This window comes from Staphylococcus sp. GDY8P47P (assembly GCF_016892225.1).
GTDB classification, from domain to species: Bacteria; Bacillota; Bacilli; order Staphylococcales; family Staphylococcaceae; genus Staphylococcus; species Staphylococcus borealis.
Map to the genome: position 1 here is coordinate 254284 of NZ_JAFENV010000005.1, position 17090 is coordinate 271373.

Here is a 17090-nt window from a genome sequence, read left to right on the forward strand (position 1 = left end):
TTTACCCCTCCATTAATAATAATTCTGGATTATTTAATAAGCGTTTAATGTGATTCATAGCGTTTTGTCCAGTTGCACCATCAATTTGTCTGTGGTCAAAGCTTAATGATAAAGCTAATACTGGAGCTGCTACGATTTCACCGTCTTTAACGATAGGTTTTTGAGCAATACGGCCAATACCTAAGATAGCTACTTCTGGGTGGTTGATAACTGGAGTGAACCATTGTCCACCAGCTGAACCGATATTACTGATTGTGCATGTAGCACCTTTCATTTCGTCAGATGTTAATTTACCATCACGTGCTTTAACAGCTAATTCGTTGATTTCATCTGAAATTTGGAAGATTGATTTACGGTCTGCATTTTTAACTACAGGTACTAATAAACCTCTTTCAGTGTCAGCAGCAATACCAATGTTCCAATAGTGTTTGTGTACGATTTCGCCAGCTTCTTCGTTGAATGAAGTGTTAAGTGCTGGGTATTTTTTAAGTGCAGAAACTAATGCTTTAACAACATATGGTAAGAAAGTTAATTTAATACCTTGTTCAGCTGCAACTTCTTTGAATTTTTTACGGTGATCCCATAAATCTTGAACATCAATTTCATCCATTAATGTTACGTGAGGAGCAGTGTGTTTAGAGTTAACCATTGCTTTCGCAATTACTCTACGCATTGCTGGGATTTTTTCTGTAGTTTCAGGGAAGTCACCTTCAGGTACAGATTGTGTTTGAACTGCAGAAGTATCTTCTGATGTTGAAGCAGCTGCACTTTCGTTTGAAGCTGTTGCTGCTTGCGCACCGCCACCATTTAAGTGGTTGTCGATATCTTCTTTAGTAATACGACCATTTTTACCTGAACCAGCTACTGCTTTGATGTTAACGCCTTTTTCACGAGCATATTTACGAACAGATGGCATAGCTTTGATTTGTCTATTTTCATCTACTTCTTCATCTTGTGAAGCTGATGCTGCTGGTGCTTCTTCTGTTTTAGCTTCTTCTTGAGCTGGTGCTTCTTCTGTTGAAGCATCGTCATCATGACCACCTTTAAATTGCATATCTTCTGCATCAGGTGCGTCGATTTTAACAATAACATCACCTACTACTGCTACAGTACCTTCGTCAACTACAACTTCTTCAACAGTACCGCTAACAGGAGATGGGATTTCAACTACAGATTTGTCATTTTGAACCTCTGCTAATACATCATCTTCTTCAATTGTATCTCCGGCTTTAACAAACCATTTTACAATTTCACCTTCGTGGATACCTTCACCAATGTCGGGTAATCTAAATTCAAATGCCACGTTCTTGTCCTCCTAGATTTCTTATTCATCATTTAATAAATTTATAACATAGAGCAAGGACAGAATAATTTGAACCAATACATCAAATTACTTTGCCCTACGCCTCTAGTTTACACTTACTTATTCACACATAGAGTAAAAAGTAAACATGTTACTTACTTACTTCCTATAAGTCTGATTGCTAGCTAATTGTTAAGCTAAAAGTATTAGAATTCTAATGTAGCTTTAGCTTGTTCAACGATGTCGTTTTTGTTTGGTAACCAAACATTTTCAGCTTGAGTAAATGGATATACTGTATCAGCAGCAGCTACACGAGCGATTGGTGCTTCTAATGAAAGGATAGCACGTTCAGCTAATTCAGCAGCTACTGTAGCACCAACACCAGCTTGACGTTGTGCTTCTTGAACTACTACAGCACGACCAGTTTTTTCAACTGAAGCAACTAAAGTATCGATGTCGATAGGTTGTACAGTACGTAAGTCAATAACTTCTACTGAGTAACCTTCTTTTTCTAATTCTTCAGCAGCTTTTTCAGATTCTTGAACCATTGCACCGTAAGCGATTAATGTGATGTCGTTACCTTCTTTTCTCACATTAGCTTTACCGATGTCAATTGTATATTCTTCTTCTGGAACTTCTTCACGGAATGAACGGTATAATTTCATGTGCTCTAAATATACAACTGGATCATTTGATCTGATTGATGATAGTAATAAACCTTTAGCATCATATGGGCCTGAAGGAATAACTACTTTAATACCTGGTGATTGAGCTAAAATACCTTCTAAGTTATCAGCGTGTAATTCAGGTGTATGAACACCACCACCGAATGGTGCACGGATTGTAACAGGTGCTACTTTAGAACCACCTGAACGGAAACGTGTACGAGCAATTTGACCAGCAACTTCGTCAAATACTTCAAATACGAAACCAAGGAATTGGATTTCCATTACTGGACGGAAACCTTCTACAGTTAAACCAAGAGCTAAACCACCGATACCAGATTCAGCTAATGGCGTATCGAATACACGATCTTCACCGAATTCTTTTTGTAAACCTTCAGTTACACGGAATACACCACCGTTAACACCAACGTCTTCACCGAAAACTACTACGTTTTCGTCATTTTGCAATTCAGTTTTAAGCGCATTGTTAATCGCTTGAACCATTGTCATTTGTGCCATGGCTTATTTCGACTCCTTCTCTTTGTAAATTTCATATTGTTCAGCTAAGTTTTGAGGCATATCTTCGTACATGATATCCATTAAGTCAATAACTGTTTGTTTTGGAGTATTGTCAGCCTCTTTGATAGCTTTCTTGATGTCGTCTTTAGCACGTTCAATAACTTCATTTTCTTTATCTTCGTTCCATAATCCTTTGTTTTCTAAGAATTTTCTGAAACGAACTAATGGGTCTTTTTTCTTCCAATCTTCATCTTCATCTGAAGTTCTGTAACGAGTTGGGTCATCTCCAGCCATTGTATGAGGACCATAACGATAAGTCATAGTTTCAATTAATGTTGGACCTTCACCATTAATAGCACGATCACGAGCTTCTTTAGTAGCTTGGTATACAGCTAATGCATCCATACCATCAACTTGGATACCAGGGATACCTACTGCAATAGCTTTTTGAGCTAATGAAGTTGCTGCTGTTTGTTTACTACGTGGCGTAGAAATAGCATAGTTGTTATTTTGGATAACAAAAATTGCTGGTGCTTTGTAAGCTGAAGCAAAGTTGATACCTTCATAGAAGTCACCTTGTGATGAACCACCGTCACCAGTGTAAGTGATCGCTACTGCTTTTTTACCACGTTTTTTAATACCGAATGCTACACCAGCAGTTTGAATGTATTGTGCACCGATAATGATTTGTGGACTGAATGCATTAACACCTTCAGGGAATTGATTTCCTTTGAAGTGTCCTCTTGAGAATAAGAAAGCTTCAGTTAATGGTAAACCATGCCAAATGATTTGTGGCACGTCACGGTAACCTGGTAAGATGAAGTCTTCTTTTTCTAAAGCGTATTGTGAAGCTAATTGTGAAGCTTCTTGTCCAGCTGTTGGCGCATAGAAACCTAAACGACCTTGTCTATTTAATGAAATAGAACGTTGGTCAAGAATACGTGTCCACACCATTCTTTCCATTAATTCTACTAGTTGTTCATCAGTTAAATCAGGTACTAAGTCTTCATTTACGACATTACCATCAACATCCAAAATTTGAACCATTTCAAATTTCGACTGAGTATCATTTAATACTTTTACTGCATCGAATTGGGCTTGTAACTTAGGAGCCATTCAATTCACCATACCTTTCCCATATAATAGAAATTCATTTTATCCTCTCATAGTGTACCACAATTTATTTGTACTGTTAAATATTTTAATAAAGTTCTGTATTACTAAAAAAGATACAGTTTTTCCAACTGTATCATTATCGATATTCAATCTGTATCAATACCCAAAGTACTACAGATTATCAACATCTTGTTTTTCTTTATTTACTGTGTTCATAGCTTTTGAATATTCTTTAAATTTGTCTTGGAAATTCTTCTGTGCTTTATTTAATGCATCATTCTTTTCATCTACTTGAGATTGCGTTATACCATCCTGTTTGATAAGTTCGAATAAATCTTTTTCTTTATCTAAAACATTTTTATAGGCATCCGCATATTTGTCATGAACTTTATATTTGTTTTTAACTGCATCATCTAATTCTTTAAGTTCTTTTTTCTTGTCATCACTTTTAATTTCTTTGATGTGTGACTCGCCTTTATTAAATTGTTTCTTAGAATCGTCTAATGCTGCTATTTCTTTATCAAATGTATCTTCTCTTTGTTTGATATTATCAAGAATATCATCAGCTGCTTTCTTACGTGTTTCCTCGTTATCACTATTCGCTTTTTTATATAAATCTTGTTTCTTTTCTTCAAGAGAATTTAATTTCTTGCTAATACTATTAATAGGTTGTTCTTTATCAAACGCCTTTTGAACATTTTCATTGTATGCTTTCACTTCTTTTTTATCTGTTGTACAACCTGCTAATAAAACTGTCGACGCTGCTACTACTGCAACTGTTTTACGTAGTTTCATTGAGTGTAAACCTCCTCGTAGTCATTCGACTGTTATCATATAGAATTATGCTTTATAAATCAAATGAAATAAGATAATGTACTTATGATTCGTTTTTCTGTTATATTTTATTATAAGGAAGGTGTATGACATGTTAACTATGAAAGATATTATCAGAGATGGTCATCCTACGTTACGCGCTAAAGCGGAAGATGTAAATTTACCGTTATCTGATGAAGATAAAAATACATTAAAAGAAATGCGTCAATTTTTAATTAACAGTCAAGATGATGACATTGCTAAAAAATATGGTTTACGTTCAGGCGTTGGTTTAGCTGCTCCTCAAATCAATGTTTCTAAAAGAATGATTGCTGTTTACTTACCTGATGATGGAAACGGTAAATCATATGACTATATGCTGGTTAATCCTAAAATCATGAGCCACAGTGTTCAACACGCCTATTTACCTACTGGTGAAGGTTGTTTGAGTGTGGATGAAAATATTCCCGGATTAGTTCATAGACATTATAGAGTAACTATTAAAGCATTAGACATTGACGGTAATGAAGTTAAATTAAGATTAAAAGGTTACCCTGCGATTATTTTCCAACATGAAATCGATCATTTAAACGGTATTATGTTCTATGATTATATTGATCAAGACAATCCATTAACACCATTACCAGACTCAGTTGAGGTTTAACTTTAATCAAGTTTATTTTACTCAAGCTATTTTCAAATATGGAAGTAGTTTGAGTTTTTTATTTATCCACGGCGTGAACAATAAATTTAATTCTTACTTATTTAATAATATTTAGACTTTATATCTAGTAATTGAAGTGTTGAACAGATATAAACTGCTTTATTTATTTATATACATAATGTAAAATAAATAGTAACTGAAATCTTAGTGTAATGCTAATTTTCAAATAATGAACGACATTTATATTTGCCTTAATACACGCTTGAAAGTCAGAAACATATCATATTGTGCTTAATCACATAACTATTAGGTCGATATTTATAACATGACGCTAATATCAACACGTAGACAAATCAATATCTGCAAATAATTGTAAATTGATAAAGTACTACTATTAACCTACGCAATATGACTGGACGTATCAAGTTGATTAAGGTTTCAGATTAATAAAATCAATTAAGATGTTTAAATTTAGGAGGAACTATCCAATATGACAGTATTTAAAGTATTTTTCCAACATAACAAAGACGAAGTAATCGTTCGTGAAAACACAAATACAATTTATGTTGAAGGTGAAACAGAGGAACAAGTAAGACGTTATTTAAAAGACCGCAATTATAATATCGAATTCATTACTAAATTAGAGGGCGCACATTTAGAATATGAAAAAGAACATTCTGATCATTTCAACGTGGAGAATGCTCAATAATGAAGCAATTACATTCTAACGAAGTAGGTGTATATGCTTTAGGTGGCTTAGGTGAAGTCGGTAAAAACACTTACGCCATCGAATATAAGAATGAAATCGTCATCATAGATGCTGGAATTAAATTCCCTGATGATAATTTACTAGGAATTGACTACGTCATTCCTGATTACACTTACCTCGAACAAAATCAAGATAAAATTGTCGGTCTATTCATAACGCACGGACATGAAGACCATATAGGTGGTGTGCCCTACCTATTAAAGCAAATTAATGTACCTATTTATGGCGGTCCATTAGCTTTAGGACTAATACGTAATAAGCTAGATGAACACAACTTGTTACGTAATGCATCATTAAATGAGATTACAGAAGATAGTGTTATTAAATCGAAACACTTTGAAATATCATTTTATCTAACAACTCATAGTATTCCTGAAGCTTACGGTGTAATTATCGACACACCTGAAGGCAAAATTGTTCATACTGGTGACTTTAAATTTGATTTCACGCCTGTAGGTGAACCAGCGAATATTGCTAAAATGGCTGAATTAGGTAAAGAAGGTGTTCTATGCCTTCTATCTGATTCAACTAATGCCTTAGTTCCTGATTTCACACTAAGTGAGCGAGAAGTCGGACAGAACGTTGATAAGATTTTCCGTAATTGTAAGGGACGTATTATATTTGCTACCTTTGCATCTAATATTTACCGTGTACAACAAGCGGTTGAAGCTGCAATTAAATACAATCGTAAAATTGTAACATTTGGTCGTTCTATGGAAAATAATATCAAAATTGGTATGGAGCTTGGTTACATCAAAGCACCGCCAGAAACTTTTGTGGAGCCAAATAAAATTAACAATATTCCTAAACATGAATTACTTATTCTATGTACAGGCTCTCAAGGTGAACCGATGGCTGCTTTATCTCGTATCGCAAATGGAACGCATAAACAAATTAAAATTATTCCAGATGATACTGTAGTCTTCAGTTCTTCACCTATTCCAGGTAATACTAAGAGTATCAACCGCACTATTAATGCTTTATATAAAGCTGGTGCTGATGTAATTCATAGTAAAATATCTAATATCCATACATCAGGTCACGGTTCACAAGGCGATCAGCAATTAATGCTTCGCTTAATTCAACCGAAATACTTCTTACCTATTCACGGTGAATATCGCATGCTTAAAGCACATGGTCAGACTGGTGTTGACTGTGGTGTTAAAGAAGACAACGTCTTTATCTTTGATATCGGTGACGTGCTTGCATTAACACATGACTCAGCACGTAAAGCAGGTCGTATACCTTCTGGAAATGTGTTAGTTGATGGTAGTGGTATTGGTGATATTGGTAATGTCGTTATCCGCGATCGTAAATTATTATCTGAAGAAGGCTTAGTCATAGTTGTCGTTAGTATCGATTTCAGTACTAATAAATTGCTTTCTGGTCCAGACATCATTTCTCGTGGTTTCGTATATATGCGAGAATCTGGACAATTAATTTACGATGCGCAACGTAAAATTAAAACTGATGTTATTTCAAAACTAAATGCTAATCCAAATATTCAATGGCATCAAATTAAATCGTCAATCATTGAGACACTACAACCTTATTTATATGATAAAACAGCACGTCGTCCAATGATTTTACCTGTAATCATGAAAGTGAACGAAGATTAATAAATGGTTTCTGCATGACGTAATAGCGTCCAGGACATAAAGTTCCAGGATAAGTAAATTAAGACAATTTCTATTGAAATAATATAGAAATTGTCTTTTTTATTATTTTTAGCTCATTGAGTTGTTACTTTCTTTATATTATGTGCATTAGCACAATTCCTTATTCTCTTTTGGATTTATTTATCTCTTGTACAGACATTCGAGTGAAACCCAAAAACGCCTCCATAAATCTAAAAGTAAGCGCCACATCAATTTTCCTTTGACTGTAGGTGGTTTTCGTTTTAGATTCTAAAAGTATTCAATTAATTTGGGCTTTAAAACATTCACAATTATAATTCTTCATTCATTTTTTATTTATTTTTGAATTGAAGTTCATACAGTTGTCCATTTTTCATACAATCTTCTTTCATTTTCATCAATGTGACATCATGGTCTATTTTAAAATAACTATTATTATATTTTGGTATAGTTACTTGAGTCATATTATATTTTTTAGTATTTTAATATAAAATTACATATAAATATAAAATATTTTGGCGAGACTCTTACGTTGATTATTAATGAACATAAGTGCTCACACACTTAGGTAAGTAGCTCTATAGATGGATAATAATTGGCGTTGCGTGCGGGGCCCTAGCGAAGAGATTTTCAACATGAAAATCTACAAGCAAAGTAAGCTGGGGTTAATTAACGTAAGTGCTCACACACTTACGTAAATAGTTCTAAGATAGATTACGAAACAGAGTTGCGGAGACTCCTAGGGGAGCAGTAGTTTCAATGAACCTAAGTGCTTTAACACTTAGGTAAGTAGCTCTAAAGATGGATAATAAATGGCGTTGCGCGACTCCTCTGTTGGTTATTAATGAACATAAGTGCTAGCGCACTTATGTAAGAAATTCTAAAGATGAACTACGAATGACGTTGTGTGACGCCTGAGGGAGTAGGATGAGTGTCGAGACCGCGGCTCGACCCATCCCCCTAGGCAAGCATCACAACAGAATGAGTAAATGTTCATCTAAGCATTTCTTTAAAAGGACTACAGGCTGAAGCTGTCCCCTAAGGTAGCGAGCCAACAATATCAAGTATTGTAACGAAAGAAACCAGTAAATGCGTTTTAACAAACGCATTTACTGGCATTTTTGCTAGGAATGATGTCCCAACCTCTTCCTGATTACGATAACTATGATGATCCTTTGTCTTGATTAAAATTCGCTGGTAATGTCTTAACAAATGTAAATAACACAATCGTTTGAATGATTACCATAATGACTAACCCAATTCGAATATATAAGTTTGAAATCATAAAAATAGAAAAACCAACTACTATATATAAACTTATAAGTATTCTTATTTTTTCTTTCATCGTATAACCTTTATACTTTTTAAGATTCTCAACGTAATCTTTATAAATTTGAGTGCTTTCAAGCCATACTTTGAACTTTTTGGAACTATTCGTAAAACATATGACTGCTAAAATTAAAAACGGTGTTGTCGGTAATAATGGTAACACTGCACCTATAAAAGCTATTACAGTAAATAATATACCTAATGCTATTAATACATATCTCATTTACTTGTATCATCACTCCATATCCCATTTTTGAAACTAGATATTTTCCACTTACATTCCCTCTAGTTATTATAAAAACATCACAAGTATTAAAGTTACCAAATCGTCAATCAATCTTATGTCTATGATTCGAAGTCCTTTAATAATTGTGATGCAAACTTTATCTTACAATTTTCTTTTCAAAACGATTTAAATCATTATCATGACCTATCATAATCAATATATCTCCAAATTCGATGTTCATCGAAGGGTCTGGGGATACAACAATTTCTTTACCACGTTTAATCGCAATAATATTGATTCCAAATTGCGCACGAATATCTAAATCGATAATTGATTGTCCTGTCATTTTTTCACTTGCTTTTAATTCAACTAGTGAGTGTTCATCTGCTAATTCAAGGTAGTCTAAAACACTAGCGCTTGCTACATTATGCGCAATTCGACGTCCCATATCTCTCTCAGGATGGACAACTGTATCTGCACCAATTTTATTTAATATTTTAGCATGATAATCATTTTGAGCTTTTGCTGTAACTTTTTTAACACCTAATTCTTTAAGAATAAGCGTAGTTAATGTACTAGATTGTATATTTTCACCAATTGCTACGATAACATGATCAAAGTTACGAATACCTAAACTTTTCATCACAGCTTCATCTGTCGTATCAGCTACGACTGCGTGCGTTGCAATGTCACTATATTCATTAACACGTGCCTCGTCTCTATCAATTGCCATAACATCCATATCTAACGCATTTAACTCTCTTACTATACTTCCACCAAAGCGACCTAACCCAATAACAACATATTCTTTCTCCATTGAACGGCTACCCCTATCTCTTAAAAATAAGGCAAAGGCTGAGATAAATGACATCATGTATATTATACTTCATAAAGTTAATATACATTGATGTTCATTATCTCAGCCCCCTTCTATTATTATAATTATTTTTTACCTTCTACATATTCTTTATCGAATACAAATAATCTCAATAATAATATTAACGATGGAACTAATAAAAGTAAACCTAAAATAAATACAATCACAAGTGCTAATCCCATTGAATCATTAACACCTGAATCACTTACCTTAATAAATGGATATAATAAATAAGGTAATTTACTTATGCCATATCCATAAAATGCAAATGCCATTTGGAGTATCACCATTATAAATGCTAGACCATGATATTTCTTAATGAAGTTCAAAATACCCGCTACAATGAAACAAATGAAGCTTAATGCAAACATCCACCAGTAATGTTGTACTGCATTATTGAAATGATCTGCATTTTGAATTCTCAACGATAAGAAAACAAATAGTGAAATAATAATCATAGGAGGTCCCCAGAAAATAAACCATTGTCTCATATATTTATATGCCACTTCATCTTTAGCTTTCGATGCATAGTATGTTAAAAATCCTGAAGATATATACAATACACTAATGATTGCTAAAAAGACGACTGACCAAGCAAATGGACTAAGTAGTAATTGGAACCAATCTAAATCAAAATGTGAACCACGTTCATTGATGTAGCCACCTTCAGATATTGTTAATACCGTTGCTAATGATGCTGGAATTAACAAACCTGTTAAACCATACATAACTATCCATGGCAATTTAGTGTCTTGACCATAATGTTCAAATGCGTAGAAACTTCCTCGAATAGAAATCAGAATAAGCGCAATAGAACCAGGTACTAGCAACACAGTACCAAAATATAATGCTGAATCAGGGAAAAATCCTACAAATCCAACAAAGAAGAACACGAAGAATACATTTGTAACTTCCCATACTGGATTTAAGTATCGTTCAACTAAGTGGTTAATCTTTTTCTCTTCTCCAGTTAATTTAGTGTGTAAAGTAAAGAAACCCGCACCAAAGTCAATTGAAGCAACAATGATATATAAAAATAAGAACGTCCAAAGTACGGTAATACCTATTGTAGTGTAATCCATTAAGCATGACCTCCTTTTTCGATGACTTTATCTACATCATCTTGGGCAGGTTTATCTTTGAACATACGAATGAGTACATATGCTGATGTAAAGAGTAATACTAAGTAGAGTAATCCAAATAGTATAGTAACTAATGTTATTCCTCCTGCTTGCGTAGCAGCTTCACTCACACGCATATATCCTCTAACTATCCATGGTTGACGCCCAACCTCAGTTAAAAACCATCCAAATTCGATAGCTAACATAGAAGCTGGCCCAGTAAGAAGAATCGCGTATAACATACCTTTATGCGTAACGAATTTACGTAGTTTCTTAATGATTAAAGTTAAAATAAAAGCACCTGAAATAACAAAGCATAATACACCCATAGTTACCATTAAATCAAAGAAGTAATGGACAATTAATGGAGGTAGTTCATTTTTCGGAAAATCATTGAGTCCCTCTACTTTAGTGTTTACATTATTATCCGCTAAGAAACTCAGCATACCTGGTATTTTGATAGCACCTTCAACTTCTTGAGTCTTCTCGTTTAATACACCGAAGAATACTAAATCCGCTTTCGATTGCGTATCAAAGTGCCACTCGTAAGCCGCTAATTTCTCAGGTTGCGCTTGGTGTAAGAATTTAGCTGATAAGTCTCCCGCTAACATTGACAATAATGTTGATAAGAATCCAACAATCATAGTCATTTTTAAAGCTTTTTTATGATATTCTGCATCTTTATTATATTTGTTTTTCAATAGTTTAAATGCTGCAATAGATGCTAGAACAAACGCCATTGTCATACCTGCAGTAGCTACCACATGGAACGCTCTTACTAGGAATGAAGGATTGAACATTGCTTCAAGTGGTTGTACATTAACCATTTTGCCGTCCTTCATTTCAAATCCTGCTGGTGTATTCATGAATGAGTTCACTGATGTAATAAAGAACGCAGAGAATGAACCACCGATAATAACTGGGATGCTAATAATGAAGTGTGTCCATTTATTTTTGAAACGATCCCATGTATATAAATAAATACTTAAGAATATCGCTTCAAAGAAGAACGCAAATGTCTCCATAAATAGTGGTAAAGCAATGACATGCCCACCCATTTTCATAAATGTTGGCCAAATTAATGATAATTGTAAACCGATAATTGTACCTGTTACAACACCGACAGCAACAGTAATGGTATAACCTTTCGACCAACGCTTGGCTAATGCTATATATTTAGGATCCTTGTTTTTGATTCCTAAAAATTCTGCAATTGCGAACATAAGTGGCATACCAACACCTATCGTCGCAAAGATGATATGTACTGCTAATGTCATACCAGTTAGGAAACGACTAATTTCAACGGAATCCATAATTTTATCACCTTTTCTATATCTATTTTTAAAAAGCAATTAATATAAATTATATTATGTTCTATTTTCTAACTAAATCCTTTTGCTTAAATTTAAGGAAGATTTTTTTATGAAATTCACATAATTTTCACAGTTTGCATTTCTTTCCAAAATTATATATAGTATTTTTCATGATAATAACTCGATAGGAGTGAGCTCGATTGCCAAACATCGTTATTTTTACTCAAAATGATTGTCCCCCTTGTACATTTGTAAAAAATTATCTTACTGAACACAAGGTCGGTTATATTGAAAAGAACATTGCGAATCAACAATATCGCGCTGAAATGATGGATTATGATGCGTTCGCTACACCATTTATTCTCTTAGATGGCGAACCAATGTATCAAGTGGACTTAGATAAGATTAATGCTGCATGTCATATTAGTTCATAGCATAATCATATTAACGATACAGACCTAGCACTAAATGAAATGATTTAGTTGCTAGGTTCTTTATTGTAAAAAAACACCTTAACGTCAGTTAAGGTGTTTAATCTATATATTATTATTTAGAAATATGATTAACTAAATCTTTTACTTCTTCTTGAGTAGCACAATTAATTGCACGGTTAGCTAATTCAGACATTTCATTTTTACTTAAACCATTGATTTGTCTTCTAGCTTTTAAAATAGATGTCGCACTCATTGAGAACTCATCTAAGCCTAAACCTAGTAATAATGGAATCGCTGTTTCATCTCCAGCCATTTCACCACACATACCAGTCCATTTACCTTCTTTATGAGAAGCTTCAATAACTTGCTTAACTAAGCGTAAAATAGCTGGGTTGTATGGTTGATATAAGTAAGAAACGCGTTCTGACATACGGTCAGCTGCCATAGTATATTGAATTAAATCATTCGTACCAATACTGAAGAAATCAACTTCTTTAGCAAAGATATCAGCTAATGCAGCTGTAGATGGAATCTCAACCATGATGCCTAGTTCAATGTCATCAGAGACATCATGACCATCATTTTTAAGATTTTCTTTTTCTTCTAAAAGAATCGCTTTCGCATCACGGAATTCATTGATTGTAGCGACCATTGGGAACATAATGTTTAATTTACCATATACTGAAGCACGTAATAATGCACGTAATTGCGTTCTAAAAATATCTTGTTGATCTAAGCATAAACGGATTGCTCTGTAACCTAAGAATGGATTCATTTCTTTAGGTAAATTTAAATATGGTAGTTCTTTATCGCCACCAATATCTAACGTACGAACTACAACACGTTTATCTTTCATTGTTTCAAGCACTTTTTTATAGGCTTCAAATTGCTCATCTTCTGTTGGCATTTGATCTCTACCCATATAAAGGAATTCAGTTCTATATAATCCGATTCCTTCAGCGCCATTTTCCATTACACCATATAAGTCATCAGGTGTACCGATATTTGCAGCTAATTCTGCATGTTCTCCGTCGATGGTTACTGTTTCAGCATCACGTAATTTTTGTAATTCTTTTTTATCTTCAAAGAAACGTTCACGTTTGTTTTGATAAGCAATTAACTCATCTTCTGTTGGGTCAACAATAACGTCACCAGTGATACCATCAACGATAACCATATCGCCTTGTTTAACTTCTTTAGTAATTGATTTCGTACCTACAACTGCAGCAATTTCTAATGAGCGACTCATAATTGCTGAATGGCTTGTACGACCACCAATATTTGTAACGAAACCTTGAACAAATTCTTTATTTAATTGTGCTGTATCTGAAGGTGTTAAGTCATTTCCAACGATAACAACACTTTCATCAATCATACTTGGGTTTGGTAATTCAACACCTAAAAGATGTGCTAACACACGTTTTGACACGTCTCTAATGTCTGCAGCACGTTCTCTCATGTATTCATTATCCATAGATTCGAAGATTGTAATAAATTGTGAAGTAACTTCATCAAGGGCTTCTGGAGCACTTACTTTTTCATTCGCAATTTTATCTTCGATTGGTTGAATTAACTCAGGATCATCAAGTACTAATAAATGCGCATCAAAAATTGCAGCTTTATCAGGACCTAATTGCTTTTCAGCATTATTTCTAATTTTAGTTAATTCAATTTTAGAAGCTTCTAACGCATTTCTGAATTTTCGAATTTCAGCATCAGTATCTGTAACTTTTTCATTAGTGAATGATAAATCAGGTTCTACTAATAAATAAGCTTTAGCAATTGCGACACCATCTGATGCCGCAATACCATTAATTAATTTTGACATAATTATTCAGTTAAACCTTCTTTAGATAAGACATCACTGATTGCTTGAATTGCGTCTGCTTCATCGCTTCCATCAGCGTAGATAGTGATTTCAGCATCTTTACCTACACCTAAACTCATAACACCCATGATTGATTTTAAGTTAACTTTTTTACCGTTATATTCTAATTGAATATCTGAATCAAATTTTGATGCAGTTTGAACTAACATAGTTGCAGGGCGTGCATGAATACCTGTTTCATCGATAATTACATAAGATTTTTGTTCCATAATCTATTTCTCCTTCGCAAAGTTAGAATATTCAAATTTGTCATAATCTAACATAATTTTATACCATAACACTACCAAAATATATTACTAAATTCAATTCTAATAGGATTGAAATACTATTATAATTGGTTTTTATAGAAATAAACAAGTGTTTCAAATTGTAAAAAGTCGATTTTAACCTTCAATATTTTTACTTACTTATCGTATGCATAACAGCACAAATTAAAATCACTGTCACAACTTTGGTTTAAATTATAATTTAAGACAAATTCGTATGATAACTATTTAGCCTTTATCATTAAGCTTACTCCAATTATACTACAACATTTTCATTTTAAATAATATCATGAAGCACTTTTTCACATTTTTCGATATGTTCGCGCCCAAGTTTGTTCATGAAGTAGTAACTGATTGATGCTGAAACAGCTTGTCCAACAACAGGGAACCATTTCGTTTGTTTCGCTGCAGCACGTTTTGCCATGTCTCTAATAACCACTTTTAACACAGCACTTGATACTTTTTTACCAATAAATGAACTACCTTGAATTGCTGCTGCTGCTAAAATTCGTTCTTTCACATCATCCCCAAGCGTATTCACTTGTTTATGATCTAGGCCATAAATTTTATTAACATCTTCAATAATGTCTCGCATTAATTTAATATCTACGCCAAAGTCTAGTCCAGGAATTGGCACAATACTCATGCTTGATGATAATAATGATTTTTTCTTCACAATTGTTTCCGCTTTTGCTCTGCGTTCAGCTAATTCTTCTTTAGTAGTCGGTAAGTTACTTTTTTCTTTAATTTCTTCAATATTTAAAACTTTGTTCCCAACTTTATTTGTAACGCCACTTGTAAATTTATTCATAATGCCCATTTAAAGACACACCTTTCTTAAATCATTCATTAACCATGTATACCCATTTTTAATGATTTAATGCTTGATATTAATAAATACAGCTTTTAAATATTTTGACGGCTTATAGTGTGGGTGCGTTTTAAAATCCTTAGGTAACCCCATAACTTCCTCAATATCATATGCTACATCTGCTTCATTAAGCGTAGTTTTAATAACATTTTTAAAGGCTTTCAATGAAAAAGCACTTGAATTTGTACATAATAATAGAGAACCATTCGGAGCAAGTATATTTAATGCACCATTAATTAAATCATCGTAATTCTTTTGTACCGAAAATGTCTTCTTCTTATTACGAGCGAAACTTGGTGGATCAATTACAATCGTATCGTATACTTTGCCGTGTCGCGCAGCATAATTGTAAAAATCAAATGTATCCATTACATAAATATACTGGCTTTTAGGATCAATACCATTTAAACCAAAGTTTTCTTCCGTTAAACTACGTGAACGATTGGCTAAATCCACACTTGTTGCTGTAGTCGCATTTTTAGCAGCTACAACCGAAAATGCACCAGTATAACTAAATAAATTAAGTATATGCTTATCTTTTGCAAAGTGGTCTCGTAATTTCTTTCTTACTTCTTTTTGATCTAGGAAAATGCCTGTCATCAAGCCATCATCTAAATCTACATTATAAAATGTGAAATTTTCCTCTATAACTATTGGAAATTCAGGCGTCTCTCCTAATACATGTCCACCTGTATATTCCGAATCTTTAAAACGCATTTTTTCAAAAATTGACTTAAATGGAAATACTTTCTGAATCGCTTCAATGACATTATAGCGGAATTTATATATTCCTTTTGAGTACCATTGAATCAATAAATGGCCATCGTAGTTATCAATCGTTAAACCACCAACGCCATCGCCTTCTGCATTAAATAATCTAAACGCATTAGTACCTTCGATATGATAATAATAGTCACGTTCTTGTAATGCAATTTCAAATCTTTTTTCGAAAAAAGATGTATTAATTGTTTCATTTTGATCGTAGCTTAATATCCAGCCAAGTCCCTTATGTTGGCGTCCAACATATGCGGTTGCAATGTACTGTTCTTGACCATTCATAATGTAAAATAAGTCGCCTTCTTTTAAATGATCATTGTTATAAATATCCGCTTCATCTACTAGCGGATAGTGATTTAAATACTTTGTTTCTTTACCTCTATTTAATGTGGCTATTTTCATTTTCAAACGCTCCTATTTAGATTGTTTTAAGTTTGAATTTTATACAACACTCTCGTTATCGTTCAACACTAGTTTAACAAATATAAAATTATCATTACAC

The 17090-nt window shown here is 33.5% G+C and carries 16 protein-coding genes and 1 pseudogene; 4 read left to right on the top strand and 13 right to left on the bottom strand.

What is annotated here, in order from left to right:
* Window position 1 precedes the first annotated feature (1 nt).
* The 4 genes from JVV30_RS01345 to JVV30_RS01360 form a co-directional block, all read right to left on the bottom strand.
* A complete protein-coding gene (locus JVV30_RS01345) occupies window positions 2–1303 on the bottom strand; it encodes a 2-oxo acid dehydrogenase subunit E2 (protein WP_204193107.1) in 1302 nt (433 codons plus the stop codon).
* A 206-nt stretch (window positions 1304–1509) separates the two neighbouring features.
* A complete protein-coding gene (locus tag JVV30_RS01350; protein WP_053022629.1) occupies window positions 1510–2487 on the bottom strand; it encodes an alpha-ketoacid dehydrogenase subunit beta in 978 nt (325 codons plus the stop codon).
* A 3-nt stretch (window positions 2488–2490) separates the two neighbouring features.
* On the bottom strand, window positions 2491–3603 hold the full coding sequence (pdhA, locus tag JVV30_RS01355) for a pyruvate dehydrogenase (acetyl-transferring) E1 component subunit alpha (RefSeq protein WP_053022628.1): 1113 nt from the start codon (window positions 3601–3603) through the stop codon (window positions 2491–2493).
* 171 nt (window positions 3604–3774) lie between these two features.
* Complete coding sequence (locus JVV30_RS01360) at window positions 3775–4398, bottom strand: YkyA family protein (RefSeq protein ID WP_053022627.1); 624 nt, start codon at window positions 4396–4398, stop codon at window positions 3775–3777.
* 130 nt (window positions 4399–4528) lie between these two features.
* Here JVV30_RS01360 and def point away from each other — a divergent pair, with 130 nt between their 5' ends.
* The 3 genes from def (at window position 4529) to rnjA (ending at window position 7468) form a co-directional block, all read left to right on the top strand.
* Window positions 4529–5080 (top strand): peptide deformylase, encoded by a 552-nt coding sequence (def, locus tag JVV30_RS01365; protein WP_053022626.1) that lies wholly within the window; start codon window positions 4529–4531, stop codon window positions 5078–5080.
* Between the two features lie 490 nt (window positions 5081–5570).
* Window positions 5571–5789: a DNA-dependent RNA polymerase subunit epsilon gene (locus JVV30_RS01370; RefSeq protein WP_053022625.1), complete on the top strand. Its 219-nt coding sequence runs from the start codon at window positions 5571–5573 to the stop codon at window positions 5787–5789.
* Complete coding sequence (gene rnjA, locus JVV30_RS01375) at window positions 5789–7468, top strand: ribonuclease J1 (protein WP_053022624.1); 1680 nt, start codon at window positions 5789–5791, stop codon at window positions 7466–7468. Before JVV30_RS01370 ends, rnjA begins: the two co-directional genes overlap by 1 nt.
* Here the strand turns inward: rnjA and JVV30_RS01380 are convergent.
* From JVV30_RS01380 to JVV30_RS01400, 5 genes and pseudogenes are all read right to left on the bottom strand, one after another.
* Window positions 7465–7847: pseudogene (locus JVV30_RS01380) on the bottom strand (IS5/IS1182 family transposase); the annotation flags it as partial. The gene rnjA and the pseudogene JVV30_RS01380 sit on opposite strands and share 4 nt — an antisense overlap.
* Before the next feature lie 801 nt (window positions 7848–8648).
* On the bottom strand, window positions 8649–9038 hold the full coding sequence (locus JVV30_RS01385; RefSeq protein WP_053022623.1) for a YbaN family protein: 390 nt from the start codon (window positions 9036–9038) through the stop codon (window positions 8649–8651).
* 160 nt (window positions 9039–9198) lie between these two features.
* Window positions 9199–9858, bottom strand: coding sequence for a potassium channel family protein (locus tag JVV30_RS01390; protein WP_011276142.1), 660 nt, complete (start codon window positions 9856–9858; stop codon window positions 9199–9201).
* Window positions 9859–9983: 125 nt separating this feature from the next.
* On the bottom strand, window positions 9984–11000 hold the full coding sequence (locus JVV30_RS01395) for a cytochrome d ubiquinol oxidase subunit II (RefSeq protein ID WP_053017747.1): 1017 nt from the start codon (window positions 10998–11000) through the stop codon (window positions 9984–9986).
* Entirely contained in the window at window positions 11000–12352 is a 1353-nt protein-coding gene (locus JVV30_RS01400; RefSeq protein WP_053022622.1) for a cytochrome ubiquinol oxidase subunit I, read from the bottom strand. Before JVV30_RS01400 ends, JVV30_RS01395 begins: the two co-directional genes overlap by 1 nt.
* A 200-nt stretch (window positions 12353–12552) precedes the next feature.
* Here JVV30_RS01400 and JVV30_RS01405 point away from each other — a divergent pair, with 200 nt between their 5' ends.
* The gene (locus tag JVV30_RS01405; protein WP_053022621.1) at window positions 12553–12786 is read left to right on the top strand and encodes a glutaredoxin family protein; all 234 of its coding nucleotides are present in this window, start codon (window positions 12553–12555) and stop codon (window positions 12784–12786) included.
* A 112-nt stretch (window positions 12787–12898) separates the two neighbouring features.
* Here the strand turns inward: JVV30_RS01405 and ptsP are convergent, their stop codons facing one another.
* The 4 genes from ptsP to JVV30_RS01425 form a co-directional block, all read right to left on the bottom strand.
* Window positions 12899–14614, bottom strand: a complete 1716-nt coding sequence (gene ptsP, locus JVV30_RS01410; protein WP_053022620.1) for a phosphoenolpyruvate--protein phosphotransferase — start codon at window positions 14612–14614, stop codon at window positions 12899–12901.
* Window positions 14615–14616: 2 nt separating this feature from the next.
* Window positions 14617–14883 carry a phosphocarrier protein HPr gene (locus JVV30_RS01415; RefSeq protein ID WP_011276148.1) on the bottom strand — a complete coding sequence of 89 codons (267 nt, stop codon included), beginning with the start codon at window positions 14881–14883 and terminating at the stop codon, window positions 14617–14619.
* Window positions 14884–15217: 334 nt separating this feature from the next.
* The gene (locus tag JVV30_RS01420) at window positions 15218–15760 is read right to left on the bottom strand and encodes a hypothetical protein (protein WP_053022619.1); all 543 of its coding nucleotides are present in this window, start codon (window positions 15758–15760) and stop codon (window positions 15218–15220) included.
* 57 nt (window positions 15761–15817) lie between these two features.
* Complete coding sequence (locus JVV30_RS01425; RefSeq protein ID WP_204193111.1) at window positions 15818–16990, bottom strand: class I SAM-dependent rRNA methyltransferase; 1173 nt, start codon at window positions 16988–16990, stop codon at window positions 15818–15820.
* Between the last annotated feature and the right edge of the window lie 100 nt (window positions 16991–17090).